Genomic DNA, 19,491 nt, shown 5'->3' with positions numbered 1-19,491 from the left:
CCCCTCCAGCTCATGAGCTGGAGGGGTGCTTTAGTTCGTGCTGCTACTTGCCGGAGAGGCGCTTCAAGGCGGCCAAGGCAACGCTCCGGTCTTTGGTGGACCAGAAGGGTGGCAGGGCCGCTCGCAAGAAGCCACCGTAGCTGGCGTTGGCCAGCCGGGAATCCAGCACGGCCACCACGCCGCGGTCTTGGCTGGAACGGATCAAACGGCCCACACCCTGGGCCAGCCGGACAGCTGCATGGGTCGCAGAGATGGCGATGAATCCGTCGCCTCCACTTTGCGCAACGGCACGTGCGCGGGCTGTGACCAGCGGATCGTCAGGCCGCGGGAACGGGATCCTGTCAATGACCACTAGCCGGCACGACGCGCCCTGGACATCCACTCCCTGCCAAAGCGACATTGTGCCGAAGAGGCAGGTGTCCGGTTCATCGGCGAACTGCTTGATGAGCCCGGACATGGAGGAATCACCCTGGCACAAGATCTTGACCTTGAGCTTCTTGCGCAGTTTCTCGGCGGCGTCTTCTGCGGCACGCCTCGACGAGAACAGGGCCAGGGTTCCGCCACCTGCTGCGTTAATCAGCGCCTCGAGTTCATCCAGCTGTTCAGGTGACATCCCGAAGCCGGGCTTCTGCAGGTGGGCGGCAACATAAAGCATGCCCTGCTTGGGGTAGTCGAACGGTGAACCGACGTCTGCTCCTGTCCACTTGGGCGCACTGGGACCCAAAAGGCCCAGCCCGCCGGCAGTGGCTTGGAAGGACTCGCCAATGGCGAGTGTGGCCGAGGTGAGGACTACTGTTCGATCGGCGAACAGGCCTTCACGCAGTTTCATCGCCACGCTCAGGGGAGCAATGTTGAGCACAGCCGGTTCGTTTTCGTCAGCCTTCTGGTAGCCCTTCCCGGGTGCAAACGAGCCCGGACGCGAGGCCCACACTACTTCCCGGGCGTCATTGGCCACCATCAATCGTTCGCACAAATCGAAGATTAGGTTGAGCCTGGAGCGGGCAATTGAACGCCCGCCGTCCGCTGCCGAGTTGCCCTCGGGTTTGGAGTCAGACAGGGCAGCCCGGACAGCATCACGCAGTTGCTCCACCGCCTGAGACTGCATCTCGTTCAGGCCATTGGGGAACAACCCCTCAGGGATTCCGGCCAGAGCCAAGTCCAACGCCGCAGCACTGGCGTGCAAGGCGTCGACGGAAACCGCCGTGTGCTTGCGGGTGCTTGCTGCCGCGGCCTGCACCATCTGCACCGAGAGCTGCCCCGTAACTGCACCCGTCACGCGGTCTTGAAGCTCGTGAGCTTCATCAACGACCACCACGTCATACTCGGGAAGCACGGCAATGCCTTCAAAGGCGCTGATGGCCAGCATGGCGTGGTTGGTGACCACAATGTCGGCTTGAGCTCCGCGGGCGCGGGCCAGCTCCGAGAAGCATTCGGTGGCCATGGGGCACTTCTGTGCACCCAAGCACTCCATAGAAGAGACTGAGACCTGCCGCCAGGCCTTATCCGTGACGCCAGGAACCAGCTCATCGCGGTCTCCCGTGTCGGTTTCCTGCGCCCATTCGCGCAGCCGCACCACTTCCTTGCCCAACTGAGATGTTGGTCCTGAGGTGGCGCCCGGGAGGTGCGCCACGCTGCTGTCCTCACCCAACGTGAACAGGGCACCTTCCCCCGTGTCTTCCGAAGGGAATCCGCCCGCCAGCTTTTGCTGGCACACATAGTTACTGCGGCCCTTGACCAAGGCCACGTCAATAGGACGCGGCAAAACCGGTTTCAGAGCAGCCAACAGCCGGGGCACATCACGGCCAACAATCTGAGCCTGCAAGGCCAGCGTGGCCGTGGCAATCACGGCCGGCTTATCACTGGTCAGGGAGTTGACAATCAGCGGAATCAGGTACGCCAAGGACTTTCCGGTACCCGTGCCAGCCTGAACCAACAGGTGGTCGCCGCTTTCAATAGCGGCAACCACGCGGCGGACCATTTCATGCTGACCGTCGCGGCGTTGACCGCCCATGGACTCAACGGCTCGGTCCAAAAGGTCCAGAGCCTGCTGCGAAATTTCACTATCAGGCATGCTGGACAAACGGTTCAACCTCTGCAGCCAAATCTTCCTTGACACGAGCGTGGACCAAGGTGCCGTGCTCGCCATGTTCGATACTGACGATCTCAGCATCGCTGCGGTGCAGCCTGTTCAGTACATCGCCACGGTCATAAGGGACCAACAGGGTCAGCAAGACGCTGGGGTGCGGGATGCCTTCGCTGATCTGCTCCAGCAGCTCCTCAATGCCCTGGCCTGTCCTGGCCGAAACCACCACGGATCGAGATTCACGCTGACGCAGCCGCTCGACCACGAACGGATCAGCAATATCAACCTTGTTCAGGATGATGATTTCCGGGATTTGCAGCGCCCCAACTTCAGCAAAGACAGTGCGTACGGCGGAGATCTGACCTTCGGGGTCAGGGTGGGAGGCATCGACAATGTGCAGAATCAAATCAGCGTCGGCCACTTCTTCGAGAGTGGAGCGGAAGGCCTCCACCAACTGCGTGGGAAGTGCGCGCACAAACCCAACGGTGTCCACCAAGGTGTACCCCAGACCATCTGCAGTCTCAGTCTTGCGAACCGTGGGATCCAGCGTTGCGAACAGGGCGTTTTCCACCAGTACGCCAGCGTCCGTCAAGCGGTTCAGCAGCGAGGACTTACCGGCGTTGGTGTAGCCGGCAATGGCGACCGATGGCACACTGTTGCGCTTACGGTTGGCTCGTTTGGTTTCCCGTGCAGGGGCCATAGCTGCGATCTCACGACGCAGCTTCGCCATGCGGGTTCGAATCTTGCGGCGATCCAGTTCCATCTTGGTTTCACCGGGACCACGGGAACCAATTCCGCCACCGGCAGCACCCACTCGGCCACCGGCCTGACGGGACATGGAGTCACCCCAGCCACGCAGACGCGGCAGCAAGTATTCCATCTGTGCCAGTTCAACCTGCGCTCGGCCTTCGCGGGATTGGGCGTGCTGAGCGAAAATATCTAGGATCAACGCGGTACGGTCAATGACCTTGACCTTGACTACTTCTTCTAGCGTTCGGCGCTGAGACGGGGCCAGGTCACCGTCAATGATCACGGTGTCAGCGCCCGTGGCGTGCACCATTTCCTTGAGTTCTTGCGCCTTACCCTGCCCCAGGTAGGTTGCTGGATCGGGCTTGGCCCTGCGCTGGACCAATCCGTCCAGGACTTCCGAGCCGGCTGTTTCGGCCAAGGCCGCCAATTCACGCAGTGAGTTCTCGGCATCGGCCATGGTTCCGCCGGACCACAGGCCCGCCAAAACAACGCGTTCGAGCCGAAGCTGGCGGTATTCGACCTCGGTGACGTCCTCGAGCTCGGTAGACAGGCTCGCCCGACGGCGCAACGCATTACGGTCTGCCAGCTCACTTTGATCGCCATCAAAGATGCTGTGCTGGAAATTCAGGGTAGAGACAGCCTGAGCACGGCCCTGCAACGGACGGGTTGCGGGCTCACCTGAGAATGGGTCCTGCGCGTCGAGCTCCTCGTCCTCACGCACGGCACGGGAAGAGGCCGCGTCTTTGGCCAAGATGCGGTCAATCACGGCTTCGATCTCCGCAACCGAGAGAGATTCTTCCCCTGAGCTCTGGCCCTGTGTGGGGGCCGTGTTTTCCCCGTCCAGGGGCAGCTCATTACTCTCGGAACCATTGTGTGCAGATGCGTTGGACATATTCTCCTTATAGGCGTTTACCTTCAATCGTAGTCCGCCCCACCGACACTCACACCTTCACGCACCCTTTTCTGTGGATAATCACACGTGCGCATGTGTTCCCCTTAGGCGTGCCTAGATACACAAAGCGGTCCTTGGGCACTAATCTGGCATGACTATGGGTACTCAGGGTGCAGATCACTATTTCAGTTCACAACCGTCCACGCCGATGAAACGCCGGCCACTTCGCGTAGTTTTGGCCGGGGAGGAGCGCAATCTTCACACGGCCGGGGGCATCTTCAGCCCCGACGGCGTGGACAAAGGCACCATCATCTTGCTCAACGAAGCGCCGCCGCCGGCCACCACGGGCAACCTCTTGGATATTGGCTGCGGCTGGGGGCCGATTGCCTTGACGCTGGCGCTGCGCTCCCCCGCCGCAACGGTGTACGCCGTGGACGTCAATGAGCGCTCCATCGAGCTGACCCAGGACAACGCCAAGGAGCTGGGTCTGGATAACGTCAAAGCGTCAACTCCCGAGGCCGTTCCTGCGGACCAGCGCTTCGACACGATTTGGTCCAACCCGCCCATCCGCGTGGGCAAGGCCGAGCTGCACTCAATCCTGCTCATGTGGCTGCCGCGCCTGGCCCACAACGGCGCGGCCTACCTCGTGGTGCAAAAAAACTTGGGCTCGGATTCGCTCCAGCGCTGGCTGAGCGCAGAGCTCACCGAGCAGTTCCCCGACGCTGGCTTCACCGTAGCCCGAGATTCCACGAACAAAGCCTTCAGGATTCTGAAGGTCACCCGCACCAAGCCCTAAGTTCCAAGCCCGAAGTTCTCGGCCCCAAGCTCTCGGCACTGAGAGGTTATCGCCAGTGAATGAGCAGGGGTCTAGGCACTCAGCCCGTCGGCCAAGACGCCTTCAGCCACCATGACGGCGGGACCGCTCAGTTCCACGTGCTCACGACCGCTGGGGCCGACAAAGAAACGTACGCCCACCACACCGCCCGGAACAGCCACGGCCCAGATGTCCGGGGCCGCACTACCTGCCCAGAAACGGGTGGCGGCAGCGGCGGCACCGGCACCTGTCCCGCAGGAAAGAGTCTCCCCCACGCCACGCTCGTGGACGCGCATGCTGATGTGTCCGACGTCGTCCATCACCAAAGGATCCGCGGGCACCGCAAACTCAACATTGGTCCCGTACGGGGGCTCAGGGGTGACGGTTGGGGCCACAGTGAGGTTGATGTGGGCCAGTTCGTCCAGATCGGCCAGCGCCACCACAGTGTGCGGGTTGCCCATAGTGATGGACAGCGCGGGGCGGGCCACGTCGATCCCGGACGCTTCCACGAGCGCATCGCTGCCGCTCGGGGCCTGCTCGGGGTGAATGAAGGCCCACGGGCCCATGTCTACCCGGTACCCGGCGGCGGTGCGCGCCACCACCTTGACGCCCGCTCGGGTACCGATGACCAGCTCTTCGCCGGCACCCAACTCGACGAGTCCCTGCGTCACCAGAAAGTGGACAAACACGCGCACACCGTTGCCGCACATCTCCGAGATAGTGCCGTCACCATTGTAGTAATCCATGAACCATTCGGCGTCCGGATTTTCTTCCAGAAGCGCCGTACCCTCAGGAATATGCCGGGACTTTACGGCCCTGATCAGGCCGTCTGCACCAAGTCCGCGGCGCCTATCGCACAGCCTGGCAACCTGTTCCGGCGTCAGCTCGCGCTCACCTTGAGGGTCGGCCACCAGCACAAAGTCGTTGCCGGTGCCGTGGCCTTTTCCAAAGCGCATGCCTGTCAGGGAAGTGGAAAGCGTAGTCATGGATTAAGACTAAAGCACCTCACGCACGACGCCGTCATCCGAAGTTTTTGAGCGCGGCTCGCCCAGGCTGTGGTGCTTGGGGTCCGTGGTTCTCTTAGACTGCAGGCTGGCTGGCGGCTGTAACATGTGCCGCTGCCGCCTCGCCGAGGTCTTTTTGGGACCAGTCAAGCCATTTGATGCGCGGGTCAGCCCGGAACCAGGTGAGCTGACGGCGCGCAAACTGGCGGGTAGCCACAATGGTCTCCTCACTGGCTTGTTCCACGGTTGACTCTCCGTCAAGGACGCGGAGGAACTGCTGGTAGCCCAGTGCCTTGTGGGCGGTGCGGCCCTCCCGCAGTCCCTCCGGGATGAGGGCTTTCACTTCGTCGAGCAGGCCGGCTTCCACCATGGTGTGAACCCGAGTTTCCAGCCGCTGGTGTAATTGGGCTCGGTCGCCGTTGAGTCCGATCTGCACGGTGGGGCTCACATACTCACGTTCCGGCATGAAGGAACTGAAGGGGCGTCCCGTGAGCGCGTGGACCTCAAGGGCTCGGACCACACGCTTGCCGTCATTGATACGGGCAGCGGAGACGGGGTCTACCTCATGGAGGCGCTGCAGGAGCACCGAGAGGCCGTCCTCCTCCAATTCGCGTTCCAGGGCGGCCCTGACATCTGGGTCGGTGCCGGGGAATTCCAGAATGTCAATGGCTGCCCGGTTGTAGAGTCCGGAACCGCCCACCAGGATGGGCAGCTTGCCTCGGGAGCGGATATCCGCAATGGCGTCCCGGGCCAGCTGCTGGAAGGCAGCCACAGTGGTGTCCTCCTTGACGCTAAGGAAGTCCATCAGGTGATGTTTGATCCCGCGCCTCTGTGCGAGCGGGAGCTTGGCTGTACCGATGTCCATGCCCCGATAGAACTGCATCGAATCAGCGTTGATGGCCTCACCGTTGAAGCGCGCCGCCAGAGTCAGTGCCAATTCCGATTTTCCCGATCCCGTAGGGCCAACAATGGCCACCAAAGGAAGGGTCTGCGCATGTTCGCCGTCACGCTCTGCTGTGCTGTTTGCTCCGGGGATACTCCGCTCGGCGGTCACGCTGACCGAACCGGAAGCGTCGGCATGCCCAGGCTGACTGCCGGCCGAGCGCCGTCGGAGGTTCCTGGGGCAGCGGGCACGCCACAGGAGTCTGCCTGGGCCAGATCCCAGGCATCCCCCGCGCGGGAAGGGCGGAGCTGGTAGTCGGCCAAGTCAGGGTCCGCCACGAGATGGAAGGCAGCGGAGTCGGTGATGGTGACGGTGACCAGATCGCCGGGGCGCGGAGCCGGGGCTCCCTCAGGAACACTGAAGTGGACAAGCCGCTGATCGCGGGCACGCCCTGACAGGCGGTTCGTTTCGGCGGCCTTACGGCCCGATGCGGCTGTCACCATAACCTCCACCTTTGTACCAATCTGCAGGGCGTTTTCTTCCGCACAAATCCTGTCTTGGAGGGCGGTCAGGCGCAAGAAGCGTTCCTGGACCACTTCCTTGGGCAACTGATCAGGCAAGTCCGCAGCAGGCGTGCCGGGTCGCTTGGAATACTGGTAGGTGAAGGCGGTGGCAAAGCGTGACTTTTCAACGACGTCGAGCGTGGCCTGAAAATCTTCCTCGGTCTCGCCCGGGAAGCCGACAATGATGTCAGTGGAGAATGATGCGTTCGGGATTTGCTGGCGCACCTTATCGAGAATGCCCAGGAACTTGGCAGAACGGTAGGAGCGGCGCATGTCCCTGAGGACTTTATCCGAGCCGGACTGCAGTGGCATGTGAAGCTGTGGCATGACGTTGGGGGTGGCGGCCATGGCGTCAATGACATCGTCGGTGAACGCGGCCGGGTGCGGGCTGGTGAAGCGGAGCCGTTCCAGACCCTTGATTTGCCCGCAAGCGCGCAGAAGCTTGCCGAAGGCCAGCTTGTCGCCAAATTCCACGCCGTAGGAGTTGACGTTTTGTCCCAACAGCGTAATCTCGATGACGCCGTCGTCCACTAGCGCCTGGATTTCAGCCAAGATTTCACCGGGACGGCGATCACGCTCCTTGCCGCGCAGCGACGGGACAATGCAGAAGGTGCAGGTGTTGTTGCAGCCCACGGAGATACTGACCCATCCGGAGTACACCGAATCGCGCTTCGTGGGGAGCGTGGAGGGGAAGACTTCCAAAGACTCCAGAATTTCCATCTGGGCGTCGGCGTTGTGACGGGCGCGCTCCAGCAGGACCGGGAGGGCTCCCACATTGTGGGTACCGAAAACCACATCCACCCAAGGAGCACGTTTTTGAATGGTGTCACGGTCTTTTTGGGCCAGGCACCCGCCGACGGCAATCTGCATGCCGGGGTTAGTTTCCTTGATGTGTGCGAGCATGCCGAGGTTGCCGTACAGCTTGTTGTCAGCGTTTTCACGAACGGCACAGGTGTTGAAAACAACCACGTCTGGGACGGCGTCGCCATTGGCGTCCACAATACGGGCGGGGCCAGCTTCTTCGACGGCCACCATCCCGGCTGTTTCCAGGAGCCCGGCCATGCGCTCCGAGTCGTGGACGTTCATCTGACAGCCATACGTGCGCACCTGATAGGTGCGGGGATGGGTACTGGGGCTTACAGGGCTGGCTGGGCTCGTGGAAAAATCAACGATGTCTGGGATCAGGCTCACCCATCAAGCTTAAGACCAACGGTCATGGATCGGCTAAACGGTCCGGCTGGCGGGAGGGCGTGGGCCCGGGCTCCCGAACTTTGGAACGGGGTGGGGAGGGCGTGGATGGGCCCCAGCTCGCCAACCACCGATTGGGCCCACGCGCCCGAGGGACCCGAAGCGAGGCACGAGCTTTGGGAGGGCGTGGATGGGCCGCCGCTCGCCAACCACCGGTTGGGCCCACGCGCCCGAGGGACCCGAAGCGAGGCACGAGCTTTGGGAGGGCGTGGGGACTAGTACCAGCCCACGCTCTGTGAGTGGTTCCAGGCACCGCACGGTGATCCGTATCGGTTCTTCATGTAGCCCAGACCCCAATTAATTTGAGTTCGGTAATTGGTCAGCCAGTCTGATCCGGCGGATGCATATTTGCCCGGGGGCAGCGACTGGGCGATTCCGTAGGCCCCGCTGGAGGGATTGGTGGCGTTGGTCAGCCAGTTGGATTCACGCTCCCACAACTGGTTCAGACACTGAAATTCGCTCTGCGCCCAGCCATTGGCAGCCATTTGAGAGGCTGCGTAAGCTTTGGCTCCTGCAGGGTCATTGACTGCTCCGCCAGGGATGTTGGGCAGCAGCACTTCAACAGGAATGAAGCCGCCTCCAGGTGCTGGTTCCGCAGGCGGAGTGACAGGCTCCGGTACCGGGGCAGGCGCCGGATTTGGGTTACCCGGATTGGGCGCCGGGTTGGGGATTGCAGGCTTTTGTTGTTGAGCCTGATCTTGCGCTGCAGCTTGCTCCTCGGCCAGGCGCTTGGCTTCGGCCTGGCGCGCAACTTCGGCGGCACGGCGCTTGGCTTCCTGGGCCTCGTTGTAAGCGGCCAGCGCTTCTTGGCCCTGCCGATACTGTGCTTCCTTGGCTGCGGAGGTGTTGTTGAGGGTGGCTAGCTGTGCGGTCAGCGTGGCGCTCTGTTCCTTCTTAGCGTCAAGCGCAGTCACCACGGCCGTCTGGGCCGACACAGCAGCGTCCCTGTCCACCAGCGCTTCGGAGGTCAGCTGCGCTTGGGCGGCCTGGGCTGCTTGGCGTGTTTGCTCCAGTGCGGTTGCTGCTTTTTGCGATTGCGTAGCTTTGGCCTGCTTAAGTGCCGCCTGCTCCCCCACCTGTTGCATCAGCTCTACTCCGTTGAGGCTTTCTGGCGTATCCAGTTCAGCCAAGGTGGCAAAAAGGCCGAAATCGGTGCCTCCGTTTTTGTAGCTCTGCACGGCGACGGCGACGGCATCCTTTTTGTTCTTGGCGGCCTGATCAGCAGCACGGTTGGCCTGCTCATTCAACACGCTCACCTCTGCCGCGGCGGCATCGAGTTTGCGTTCCGTCAGAGCGTAGGTGGTACCGGCCTGTACGGCAGCAGTGCCCAAGGTGCCCGCTTCACTTTCCAAGGAGTCCAGCAGGTGTCCAATCTTGGACACTGCGGCGGCCGTGGCAGCGGCGTTGCCCTTGGCAGCTTGGACTTCCGCCCATGTTGGGAAGCCCGACGGCGGCGCATCCTGGGCCAGTGCCGGCCCGGCGCTCATGCCACAGACGAGGAAAATCCCTGCCGTCATGGTGGCGGCAAGGAATTTACTCAGGGGCTGAAGTTGAGTGTGCATATGCCGTCAGCATAGCGGGTACAGCCGAATTCATGCAGAAAAGGGCATCGAAACACCGTCCTGCATTAGATTCTCGGCTCAGTCTCCCATGAGACTTTCGTCGATAACGTCTCCAACGATCCCAAACGCCAAGGACGGGTTGAAGCCTTTCCTAGCCAGCATGGCTACCCACCGGCGAGTGTACTTATCGCGTTCTGACCGGTCCCCTAAGTTCATGGATGGACGGACCTTACGCAAGACCAGATCTTTGGCTTGATCCCGCTCCGTAGCGTCGTCAACCTGGGCCAAGGCATCCTCGATGAGGTCCTCGGAAATGCCTTTCTCGGCTAGCTCGCGACGCAAGGCACCGCGGGCCAGCGATTTGTACAGTGACCTGCAGCGGACCCACTCCTGAGCGAATTCGGCATCGTCGATGAGCTTGACCACCTCGAAGCGGTCCAGTACTGCCTCGGCAACATCCTCGGGAATGTTACGTTCGGCCAGTTTTTGACTTAGCTGAAAGCGACTCTTGGGAGAGTGCGTCAATTGGCGTAGCACGATGGCTCTGGCCACTGACGCCGGGTTGGCGTCAGGGTCCAGTTCCTGCCCTCGACGTGCGGTATTCATGGGTGCCCTAGAAGCCGTCCACAGCCTTGAGCTTGGGAGCAGCTTCAGCCGGAGCCTCAGCAATGACGCCGACGCCCAACTTGGCCTTGATCAACCGCTCCAGTTCATCGGTCAGCTCGGGGTTGTCCTTGAGGAAGCGGCGGGAATTCTCCATGCCCTGGCCCAGCTGATCGCCGTCATAGGTGTACCAGGAACCGGATTTGCGGACGATGCCGTGTTCCACACCCATGTCGATGATGCCGCCTTCACGCGAAATGCCCACACCATAAATGATGTCGAATTCTGCGATCTTGAAGGGCGGGGCCATCTTGTTCTTGACGACCTTGACCTTGGTGCGGTTACCGACTGCATCCGCGCCTTCCTTCAAGGTCTGGATCCGGCGGATATCCAGGCGGACGGACGCGTAGAACTTCAAGGCCTTACCACCGGTGGTGGTTTCCGGGCTGCCGAAGAACACACCGATCTTTTCACGCAACTGGTTGATGAAAATGGCGGTGGTCTTGGTCTGGCTCAGGCGTCCGGTGATCTTACGCAGAGCCTGGCTCATGAGCCTGGCCTGGAGACCAACGTGACTGTCACCCATGTCACCTTCAATTTCCGCGCGCGGCACCAACGCGGCGACGGAGTCAATGACAATGACATCCAGCGATCCGGAGCCAATGAGCATGTCCATGATTTCCAGGGCCTGCTCACCGGTGTCCGGCTGTGAGACGAGGAGCGCGTCGGTGTCGACACCGAGCTTTGCTGCGTACTCCGGGTCAAGTGCGTGCTCAGCATCAATGAACGCTGCAAGCCCGCCGAGCTTCTGGGCACTGGCCACGGCGTGCAGGGCCAGTGTTGTCTTACCAGATGATTCAGGCCCGTAGATTTCAACGACACGCCCGCGGGGCAGGCCGCCTATGCCCAGAGCCACGTCCAAGGCGATGGATCCGGTAGGGATCACTTCAATGGGTGCCCGAACATCATCACCCAAGCGCATGACTGAGCCCTTGCCAAATTGCTTGTCAATTTGGGCCAATGCTGCTGCCAGCGCTTTGTCACGGTCTGCGGGAGCGGCCATGATTCACCTCGGTCTTTCCTTTGCGCCGTTTCCGGCCCCATGTCCTGCGCGATGGGCGCGATCCACGGTCTGTGGTTAATGCGGTCAGTGCTTACTGAAATGCTGTACTGAAGTGCCCGAGCACTTTGTGTTAGTCACCGGTTTCCCAGCTTCTAGCGAGCTACGGCGAACCCGCTGGTTCGTCTTCATACTTAAAACGCTAGTTCAAGGGTCTGACATTGTCTGCCACCGCCAAGGCGTTGGACCCAAAATTGTGGAGAACTTTTCATTCCTCCACAATTCAACTCTCAAGCCAGTATAGGGAATATCGAATAAATATTCGAACATTTCACGGCGTGTCGTCGAAGCTAGAACAGACCGCTAGAAGGGTCCAGCTCAGTTGAGTGGCTAGTTCTTGGGCTCAATGTCCCGCCCGAGCCACCGGGATGGCGGCACATCTTGGACCTTGCACACCTCGTGCCAGATCTCCTTGGGGTCGAAACCGGCACGCAAGGCATCGCTCGCAGTGTTTCCCCCCACTCCGGCCAAGACCAGATCCCGGGCTAGAACCCGTGAATAGGAGGGGCTGAATTCATCATCCATCAATCGCCAAAATTCGCTAACTCTCACTCAACTATTCTCGCATGAGATCATCACTGAGCTGGCCTCGGACCAGGCCAAGGATGGCACGAGCAGCAGATGGCACAGGACGCCGGCAAGAGCAGCCGGCCTAGGAAGCCACCCTTAGAATTGATGCATGACAAGTCCTGCCGCACACGGCATTACAACGAGTAGCACCAAGGTCGCTGCCATTGAACTACTAGACAGCCATTTGAGCCTTCTCTGGCGCCGGGCCAGAGCCATCAACCACCAACTCACCAATGAGGTACACCCAGATTTAGAGCCGGCCGCTTACGGACTGCTGAATATCCTGATGCACCAAGGCGGCATGCGTTTGACGGATCTTGCTCGGCGGGTTGGCGTTGGCAAGCCAACGGTCAGCCGTCAGATTGCTGTCCTGCTTTCCTTGGGTCTGGTGGCCAAGGAAGAACACCCGAAGGACGGCCGGGCCCAAGTCATTAACTTGACTCCCGCGGGCCTTGCGAAGCTGAACTCGATTAATTCCGGGCGGCAGCGTGCCTTCCATGAGCGGTTTGCCGGTTGGGACGAAAATGAACTCGCCGATCTAGCCAGGTTGCTGGCCAAGCTGAATACCGACTTGGGCCGCTGAACCGACGCAGACCACGAGACTGAACCAGCGTTGAACCAAGAATTGCTCATGAAAAACCGGCCCCACCTCAAAGGTAGAGCCGGTTTTTGATGCTCAGTTTTCAAGCTGGCTTTGTCGCTCCACTGACTACGGGCGCTCAAAGCCTGTTAGACGTTGGACATCAAGCCTTTATTAAGTTCGTCGGAGAGTTCCTCGTTCAGGTCTCTGCCATAACGTGCGGCGAATTCCTGGGGAACAGTGTCCGGGACAGCCACGCCTTCGGCGATGGCCAGACGGTCGCTCACTTCACGGAGCATAATTGACAATGGAACGTCTAGGGCTGAACAAATGGAAGACAACAGCTCTGAAGATGCTTCCTTTTGCCCGCGCTCGACTTCACTGAGATAGCCCAGAGAGACTCGTGCATTGTGTGAGACTTCGCGGAGAGTGCGGCCTTGACGTTGACGTACATCTCGCAGAACGTCGCCAATTTCGTGGCGTAGTACCACCATTTTGCGTTCCTTCTGCTGATGTGGTTTTGCGTCCGCCAAACCCACATCCCGCCAGCGCACCACGCCGTTTACGGATACGGGTTGTTTCACCATCGGTATCGCCTAACTCCTAGATTAATCACTGCAGTTCAAAGGTTTGCGTTTCCCGGTGAAAAATTCACTGGAAGCCGCTTTGCCCGCTTGGTGTTCCTATCCTAGAGGGAAAGGAAGCATTTAGCGTTCATCATGACTAACTATCTTGTTACAACTTTTGTTCCCGAGCATCTTTGACAGTTGCTGCCAACAGGGCCAAGGCAGCTTGCGTGGCTTGCACCCGGATGGCTTCCCGGTCACCGTCAAAGTGGAACTCTTGGGCTGTGGCCACGCCGTCAAGGGCCACTCCAATGTAAACCAAGCCAACTGGTTTTCCTTGGTGGGCATCAGGGCCTGCCACGCCGGTCGTGGCGATTCCAAGCCGCGCGCCCACTGCAGCACATACTCCCAGGGCCATGGCGCGGGCCACCTCTGGGTCTACTGCTCCCTTGGTGGCCAACAGGGCCGCGGAAACTCCCAGCAGCTTCTCCTTGACCGAGTTCTGGTAGGCGATCACACCGCCTTGCAGCGTGGCCGAGGCACCGGAAATTTCTGCAATTGTTGCAGCCACCATGCCCGCTGTCAGCGATTCGGCTGTGCCTACTGTGACGTTTTTCGCAATGGCGTCAGCCACCAGCGAGCTCAAACTACTGGACCCGAGCAGAGAAATCGTAGCGTCCATGAGGTGCTCTTAGCCCTGTGGCGCGTTCCGGCCGGAGCCAGTAGTCCCGCTATTGCCGCGCCCGGACCGGACCAGTTGCCCGGCCTTGAGAACGTAGTCCACTCCGGTGACAACAGTGACGGCCAGTGCCACCAACATGACTACCAATGCCAGAATGCTCAGCAAGTCATTGGCCGGGGTAACGGGCAAAAGGTAGAAGAAGATGGCCACAGTCTGCAGCACAGTCTTGAGCTTGCCGCCCTTGGAAGCGGCCATGACGCCGTATCGGATCACCACAAAGCGCAGTAGGGTAATACCAATTTCACGCACCAGCATGACAATGGTCACCCACCACCACAGCTCGCCCACTGCAGAGAGCATGATGAGGGCCGAACCAATCAGCAACTTATCGGCAATGGGATCAGCAATCTTGCCAAAACTCGTGATCAGCCCACGCGCCCGGGCGATGTCGCCGTCGAGCTTGTCAGTGTAAATGGCAACAACAAACAAACCCACCGCCAGCCAACGCAGAGGTCCGTAGTGACCGCCGTCGGCGATGAAGGCCCACACAAAGAAGGGGACCATCACAATGCGGAATAACGTTAAAGCGTTGGGAAGATTCCAATTCGAAGGGCGCGGCGCCACCGTTTCACTCACAGTGCAAGGCTAACGGCAAAGTGGGCTGGCGTAGCATTTTCCGCCAGTACGGCAGTTGCTGCTAGGTGACCTAGCGTCCGGTCAAAGACCATGCGTCCTCGCCACCTTCGTCATCATCACCGTCGTTGTACTCCACTGCCTGCGGGCGGCTGGCCAAATCATCGGCCACCAGATCCCCGCCCCAGCCATGGTTGGCATTGGCGTTCTCGGCCAATGCCGCGGTCATGGGATCGGACGCAACAGGCGCTGCTCCAGGCTCTGCTCCGGGCTCCGCGCTAACCGGGCCGTCACCGCGGATGGCGGCAAGGGTTTCGGCGAGATCGTCCGGCTTGACGAGCACATCGCGGGCCTTGGAACCTTCTGAGGGACCCACCACGCCACGGGACTCCAGCAGGTCCATGAGGCGGCCAGCCTTGGCAAATCCCACGCGGAGCTTGCGCTGCAGCATGGACGTGGAGCCGAACTGCGTGGTGACCACCAGTTCGGTAGCCTGAAGCAGCAGATCCATGTCATCACCAATGTCATCCTCGATGACCTTCTTGGGTGCATCCACGGCAATAACGTCGCGGTAGGTGGCCTTGAGCTGGCCCTTGACGTGATCCACCACTGCCTTAATTTCAGCCTCAGTAACCCAGGCGCCCTGCACACGGACAGGCTTTGATTTACCCATAGGCAGGAACAAGGCGTCACCCTGACCCAGCAGCTTCTCAGCACCGGGCTGATCCAAGACCACGCGGGAGTCGGTGACCGAGGAGGTGGCAAACGCCATACGCGAGGGCACGTTCGCCTTGATCAGACCCGTCACCACATCCACTGAAGGACGCTGTGTGGCGAGAACCAAGTGGATGCCGGCCGCGCGGGCCAGCTGGGTGATACGCACAATGGAATCTTCCACGTCGCGCGGAGCCACCATCATGAGGTCGGCAAGCTCGTCCACAATGACCAGCAGGTACGGGTAGGGACGCACCACTCGCTTGGAACCTTCGGGCGGGTGCACGGTGCCAGCCTTGACAGCTTTGTTGAACTCGTCAATGTGCTTGAAGCCGAAGTTGGCCAGATCGTCGTAGCGCGTATCCATTTCCCGCACCACCCATTGCAGGGCCTCGGCTGCCTTCTTCGGATTGGTGATGATGGGAGTGATCAGGTGCGGCACACCCTCGTACGCCGTCAATTCCACGCGCTTGGGATCCACCATGACCATGCGCACCTCATCAGGTGTGGCGCGCATCAGGATGGAAACGATCATGGAGTTCACAAAGGATGACTTACCAGCACCCGTGGCACCGGCAACCAGCAAGTGCGGCATCTTGGCCAGGTTGGCCACCACAAAGCCACCCTCAACATCCTTGCCCACACCCATGACCATAGGGTGTTCGGTGCGCCGGGCATTAGCCGAACGCAGCACATCGCCGAGGACCACAATTTCCTTATCGGCGTTGGGGATCTCAATACCAATGGCACTCTTGCCCGGAATGGGGCTCAGGATGCGCACGTCGGAGGAGGCCACTGCGTAAGAGATGTTCTTGCTCAGCGCCGTTACCTTCTCCACCTTGGTGCCCGGTGCCAGCTCAATTTCGTAGCGAGTTACGGTGGGACCACGGCTGAACCCGGTGACGGCAGCATCAACATTGAATTGCTGCAAGGTGTTGGTGAGCGCATCCACCACAGCGTCATTGGCTGCCGTGGCATCCTTGCCCGGAGGGCCCGCCGGCAAGTATTCCGAATCAGGCAGCGTATAGGTGACATCGCCCGAGAGTTGGAGCTGTTCCGATCGTGCCGGGATGGGCGTTGGCGGCGCCATCGGCGGGGCGGGAATGGCACGTGCCACCGCAGCGTCGACGTTGTACACTCCCCCAGCGTTGGCAACCGCCGCGCGCGGATCCCGTGGCGAGTTATCGGAAACGATCCCGATGGCCTCAGTAATGGGTTCGCTGCCGCTTTGCGCGTCATAGACCTCGGAGGAGGTGGGCAGTCCCTGGCGGGCCTTGATTTTATCTGCCGCGAGCTGATCGCGAGTGGGCCGACGGACTCCTGGCCGAAGGGATGGGGCGGACGACGCCGAGTCTTGGCTGCCGTCTTCATCCCCCTCTATGAGTGGGGTATCGAACGCTTCAATGCCCAGCAGATCTGCGTCTTCCTCGGCGTCCTTGGCCGCCTTCTGGCGGGCGCGCAGACTGCGTGGCTTCTTCGCCGGCGGCTGATCGTCATGCTCGTAGAGATAACTCTGATCATGCCCGTCACCACGCGGTTCCGTGGCCGGGGCGGTGCCCATGAGTTTTTCGTAAACCCCCCGCAGACGATCCGGGATGTGGCGCACAGGAGTGTTGGTCAGCACCAGAACACTGGCAAAGGCCACGATTGAGAAGAAAATAATTGCGGTGATGGATCCCAGTTTCGCAACCAGGCTTCCACTGAGCGCACCCACCATCCCGCCGGCAGCACTGAGGGCTTCAAAACCCCCGGCAATGTCCGGGTTCCCTGCCACAACATGTGCCAGAGCACAGCCTGCCACTGTCATGATGGCGAAACCCAGAGCCACCCGGTTATTGGTTGACATGTTGGTGGGCTGGCGGAACACCAGCACCGAGAAGATCAAGAACATGGGTGGCAGCAATGCTGCAAACCAACCAAAAGTACCCTGGAAGACGCCACGCACACCGTCGGCCACCGGACCGCTCAAACCCCACCATTCGAAGGTTGCAATGAGGACGGCCAACAGGAAGAACAACAGCCCAGAGCCGTCGCGGCGTTCCTCGGCTGCCATATGACTCTTGTCGGTGCCCATGCGTCGGATCGCGCCACCTACCAGATGACCGAATCCTTGCCAGAAGGACACTGCCATGCGCACAGGCCACACCAGATGCGTCTCTGGCACGGCAGCGGAAGATTTGTTGCGGGGCACCGGCATCTTCGTGGTCTTGGGGCCGCGCGCGGAGGCAGAGCCCTTCTGACCGGAGGACTGACGGGCGGGGGTAGAACGAGTCGCCATGGTTCTAACGGTACCTGCCAGAGCCCGCAATCACGCGAATTTGACCCCTGAACAGGCCGTGGTGGCAGGCACAATGACGAACCGGGGCTGCGAGCATTCCGTGCATTATCCGCAGCTGAGGCGGACCACACTGCGTATAAAAAAACTGCACTTTGCTTATACGCAAGGACGTACCGGTGGCGTTGCGGCACAATGAGAGTGCCGCAAGCTGCCCGGGCGTGGCCTGCGTATAAGCAAAGTGCGTGGCTGCGGGCTACGCCTCCAGGACCACCGGGATGATCATGGGGCGGCGGCGCAGCTTCCGGTTGACCCACGTGCCGATCACCCGGCGCACCACTTGCTGGAGCTGGTGGGCGGTGTGATCGGTGTTAGCCATGACGGCTTCTTCCAGCGCTGCGGCGATCTTGGGCTTGATCTCGTCAAAGACGGAATCGTCCTCGGCAACGCCGCGGGCGTGAATGTCTGGGCCAGAGACAATCTTGCCGGTTGCGCGATTGACCACAGTAATGATGGAAATGAAGCCCTCATCGCCCAAAACACGGCGATCCTTCAAATCGGCATCGGTGATCTCGCCAACGCTCTGACCATCCACGTAGACAAAGCCGCATTCCACCTGGCCAACAATCTGCGCCACACCGTCGCGCAAATCGATCACAGAGCCGTCTTCGGTGAGCAGCACGTTTTCTGCTGGCACACCGGAGGAGATGGCGATCTTGGCGTTGGCGATCAGGTGCCTAGTCTCGCCGTGCACCGGCATAACGTTCTTGGGGGTCAGAATGTTGTAGCAGTACAGCAGCTCACCGGCAGCGGCGTGCCCCGAGACGTGCACCTTTGCGGTGCCCTTGTGAATCACGTCAGCCCCGCGCTTGAGGAGGCCATTGATGATCCGGAACACCGCATTTTCGTTGCCCGGGATCAGTGATGACGCCAGGATCACGGTGTCGCCGTCTCCCACAGAAATCTTATGGTCCCCGTTCGCCATGCGTGACAACGCGGCCATGGGCTCGCCCTGCGAACCGGTGGACATCAGGACCACCTGGTTATCGGGCAGGGTGTCCACGTTCTTCAGATCCACCACAACATCGGCCGGTACGTGCAGGTAGCCCAGTTTTTCAGCGATACCCATGTTGCGAACCATGGATCGGCCCACAAAAGCTACCTTGCGCCCGTGTAGGACAGCGGCGTTGAGGACCTGCTGCACGCGGTGCACATGGGAGGAGAAACTTGCCACAATGATGCGCTTGTCCGCTTTGCCGAACAGGACCTCAAGGGTGGGTCCAATCTCGGCTTCACTGGTCGTGAAGCCTGGGACGTCGGCGTTGGTGGAATCCACTAAGAACAGATCCACGCCTTCTTCGCCCAAACGGGCAAAGTGGCGCAGGTCGGTGATGCGGCCATCGAGCGGCAGCTGGTCCATCTTGAAGTCGCCGGTGTGCAGCACAGAGCCACCCGCTGTGCGGATAAAGACGGCCAGCGCGTCCGGGATGGAGTGGTTGACGGCAATGAACTCGCACTGGAACGGGCCGAGCTGTTCAACCTGCTCTTCTTTGACGCTCAGCGTGTACGGCTTGATGCGGTGCTCCATGAGCTTCGCCTCAACGAATGCCAGGGTCAGCTGCGAGCCGATCAGCGGAATGTCATTGCGCAGACGCAACAGGTACGGGACAGCACCAATGTGGTCCTCGTGGCCGTGGGTGAGAACCACGCCCACTACGTCCTCGAGTCGGTCCTTAATGTAGGAGAAGTCCGGCAGGATGACATCAACACCGGGCTGATCTTCCTCGGGGAAGAGCACGCCGCAGTCAACGATGAGGAGCTTGCCGTCCATTTCAAAGACGGTCATGTTCCGGCCAATCTCGCCGATGCCGCCTAGCGGCACAATCCGCAGGGTCCCCTGGGCTAATTCCGGAGGAGTCCGAAGGCCCGGCTGCGCAATAGTGGTCATA

16 protein-coding genes are annotated in these 19,491 nt (G+C 60.6%); 2 read left to right on the top strand and 14 right to left on the bottom strand.

The genetic code is table 11. The features are described from left to right. Positions 1-43 precede the first annotated feature (43 nt). The gene (locus tag CXQ93_RS03635; protein WP_104109067.1) at positions 44-2,071 is read right to left on the bottom strand and encodes an ATP-dependent DNA helicase; all 2,028 of its coding nucleotides are present in this window, start codon (positions 2,069-2,071) and stop codon (positions 44-46) included. Further along, positions 2,064-3,725, bottom strand: a complete 1,662-nt coding sequence (gene hflX / locus CXQ93_RS03630) for a GTPase HflX (RefSeq protein WP_104109066.1) — start codon at positions 3,723-3,725, stop codon at positions 2,064-2,066. The genes CXQ93_RS03635 and hflX overlap by 8 nt, the downstream gene beginning before the upstream one ends. Positions 3,726-3,876: 151 nt before the next feature. On the opposite strand from hflX, the gene CXQ93_RS03625 reads away from it, so the two are divergent. Then, a complete protein-coding gene (locus CXQ93_RS03625) occupies positions 3,877-4,521 on the top strand; it encodes a class I SAM-dependent methyltransferase (RefSeq protein ID WP_258068561.1) in 645 nt (214 codons plus the stop codon). A gap of 71 nt (positions 4,522-4,592) precedes the next feature. Here the strand turns inward: CXQ93_RS03625 and dapF are convergent, their stop codons facing one another. The 7 genes from dapF to CXQ93_RS03590 all read right to left on the bottom strand — a co-directional run bounded on the left by dapF (position 4,593) and on the right by CXQ93_RS03590 (position 12,074). Continuing rightward, positions 4,593-5,525: a diaminopimelate epimerase gene (gene dapF / locus CXQ93_RS03620; RefSeq protein WP_104109064.1), complete on the bottom strand. Its 933-nt coding sequence runs from the start codon at positions 5,523-5,525 to the stop codon at positions 4,593-4,595. Positions 5,526-5,619: 94 nt separating this feature from the next. After that, positions 5,620-6,579 (bottom strand): tRNA (adenosine(37)-N6)-dimethylallyltransferase MiaA, encoded by a 960-nt coding sequence (gene miaA, locus CXQ93_RS03615; RefSeq protein WP_104109211.1) that lies wholly within the window; start codon positions 6,577-6,579, stop codon positions 5,620-5,622. Positions 6,580-6,593: 14 nt separating this feature from the next. Beyond that, on the bottom strand, positions 6,594-8,171 hold the full coding sequence (gene miaB, locus CXQ93_RS03610; RefSeq protein WP_374953386.1) for a tRNA (N6-isopentenyl adenosine(37)-C2)-methylthiotransferase MiaB: 1,578 nt from the start codon (positions 8,169-8,171) through the stop codon (positions 6,594-6,596). Positions 8,172-8,452: 281 nt separating this feature from the next. Then, on the bottom strand, positions 8,453-9,799 hold the full coding sequence (locus CXQ93_RS03605) for a lytic transglycosylase domain-containing protein (protein WP_256939647.1): 1,347 nt from the start codon (positions 9,797-9,799) through the stop codon (positions 8,453-8,455). Positions 9,800-9,877: 78 nt separating this feature from the next. Then, positions 9,878-10,405, bottom strand: coding sequence for a regulatory protein RecX (locus CXQ93_RS03600; RefSeq protein ID WP_104109062.1), 528 nt, complete (start codon positions 10,403-10,405; stop codon positions 9,878-9,880). A gap of 7 nt (positions 10,406-10,412) precedes the next feature. Continuing rightward, positions 10,413-11,465: a recombinase RecA gene (gene recA, locus CXQ93_RS03595; protein ID WP_104109061.1), complete on the bottom strand. Its 1,053-nt coding sequence runs from the start codon at positions 11,463-11,465 to the stop codon at positions 10,413-10,415. Between the two features lie 387 nt (positions 11,466-11,852). Continuing rightward, on the bottom strand, positions 11,853-12,074 hold the full coding sequence (locus tag CXQ93_RS03590; protein ID WP_062290645.1) for a DUF3046 domain-containing protein: 222 nt from the start codon (positions 12,072-12,074) through the stop codon (positions 11,853-11,855). Positions 12,075-12,201: 127 nt separating this feature from the next. On the opposite strand from CXQ93_RS03590, the gene CXQ93_RS03585 reads away from it, so the two are divergent. Further along, positions 12,202-12,675 carry a MarR family winged helix-turn-helix transcriptional regulator gene (locus tag CXQ93_RS03585; RefSeq protein WP_104109060.1) on the top strand — a complete coding sequence of 158 codons (474 nt, stop codon included), beginning with the start codon at positions 12,202-12,204 and terminating at the stop codon, positions 12,673-12,675. A gap of 146 nt (positions 12,676-12,821) precedes the next feature. On the opposite strand, the gene CXQ93_RS03580 is transcribed toward CXQ93_RS03585, so the two are convergent. From CXQ93_RS03580 to CXQ93_RS03560, 5 genes are all read right to left on the bottom strand, one after another. Beyond that, positions 12,822-13,259, bottom strand: a complete 438-nt coding sequence (locus CXQ93_RS03580; RefSeq protein ID WP_062290651.1) for a helix-turn-helix domain-containing protein — start codon at positions 13,257-13,259, stop codon at positions 12,822-12,824. 148 nt (positions 13,260-13,407) lie between these two features. After that, complete coding sequence (locus CXQ93_RS03575; RefSeq protein ID WP_104109059.1) at positions 13,408-13,920, bottom strand: CinA family protein; 513 nt, start codon at positions 13,918-13,920, stop codon at positions 13,408-13,410. 9 nt (positions 13,921-13,929) lie between these two features. Beyond that, a complete protein-coding gene (gene pgsA, locus CXQ93_RS03570) occupies positions 13,930-14,556 on the bottom strand; it encodes a CDP-diacylglycerol--glycerol-3-phosphate 3-phosphatidyltransferase (protein WP_258068560.1) in 627 nt (208 codons plus the stop codon). A gap of 70 nt (positions 14,557-14,626) precedes the next feature. Next, positions 14,627-17,545 carry a DNA translocase FtsK gene (locus CXQ93_RS03565; RefSeq protein ID WP_104109057.1) on the bottom strand — a complete coding sequence of 973 codons (2,919 nt, stop codon included), beginning with the start codon at positions 17,543-17,545 and terminating at the stop codon, positions 14,627-14,629. A 253-nt stretch (positions 17,546-17,798) separates the two neighbouring features. Then, positions 17,799-19,490, bottom strand: coding sequence for a ribonuclease J (locus tag CXQ93_RS03560; RefSeq protein WP_104109056.1), 1,692 nt, complete (start codon positions 19,488-19,490; stop codon positions 17,799-17,801). Position 19,491 lies beyond the last annotated feature (1 nt).

This window comes from Arthrobacter sp. N199823 (assembly GCF_002929705.1).
GTDB lineage: Bacteria > Actinomycetota > Actinomycetes > Actinomycetales > Micrococcaceae > Specibacter.
This window is presented reverse-complemented; position numbering and strand designations above follow the sequence as displayed.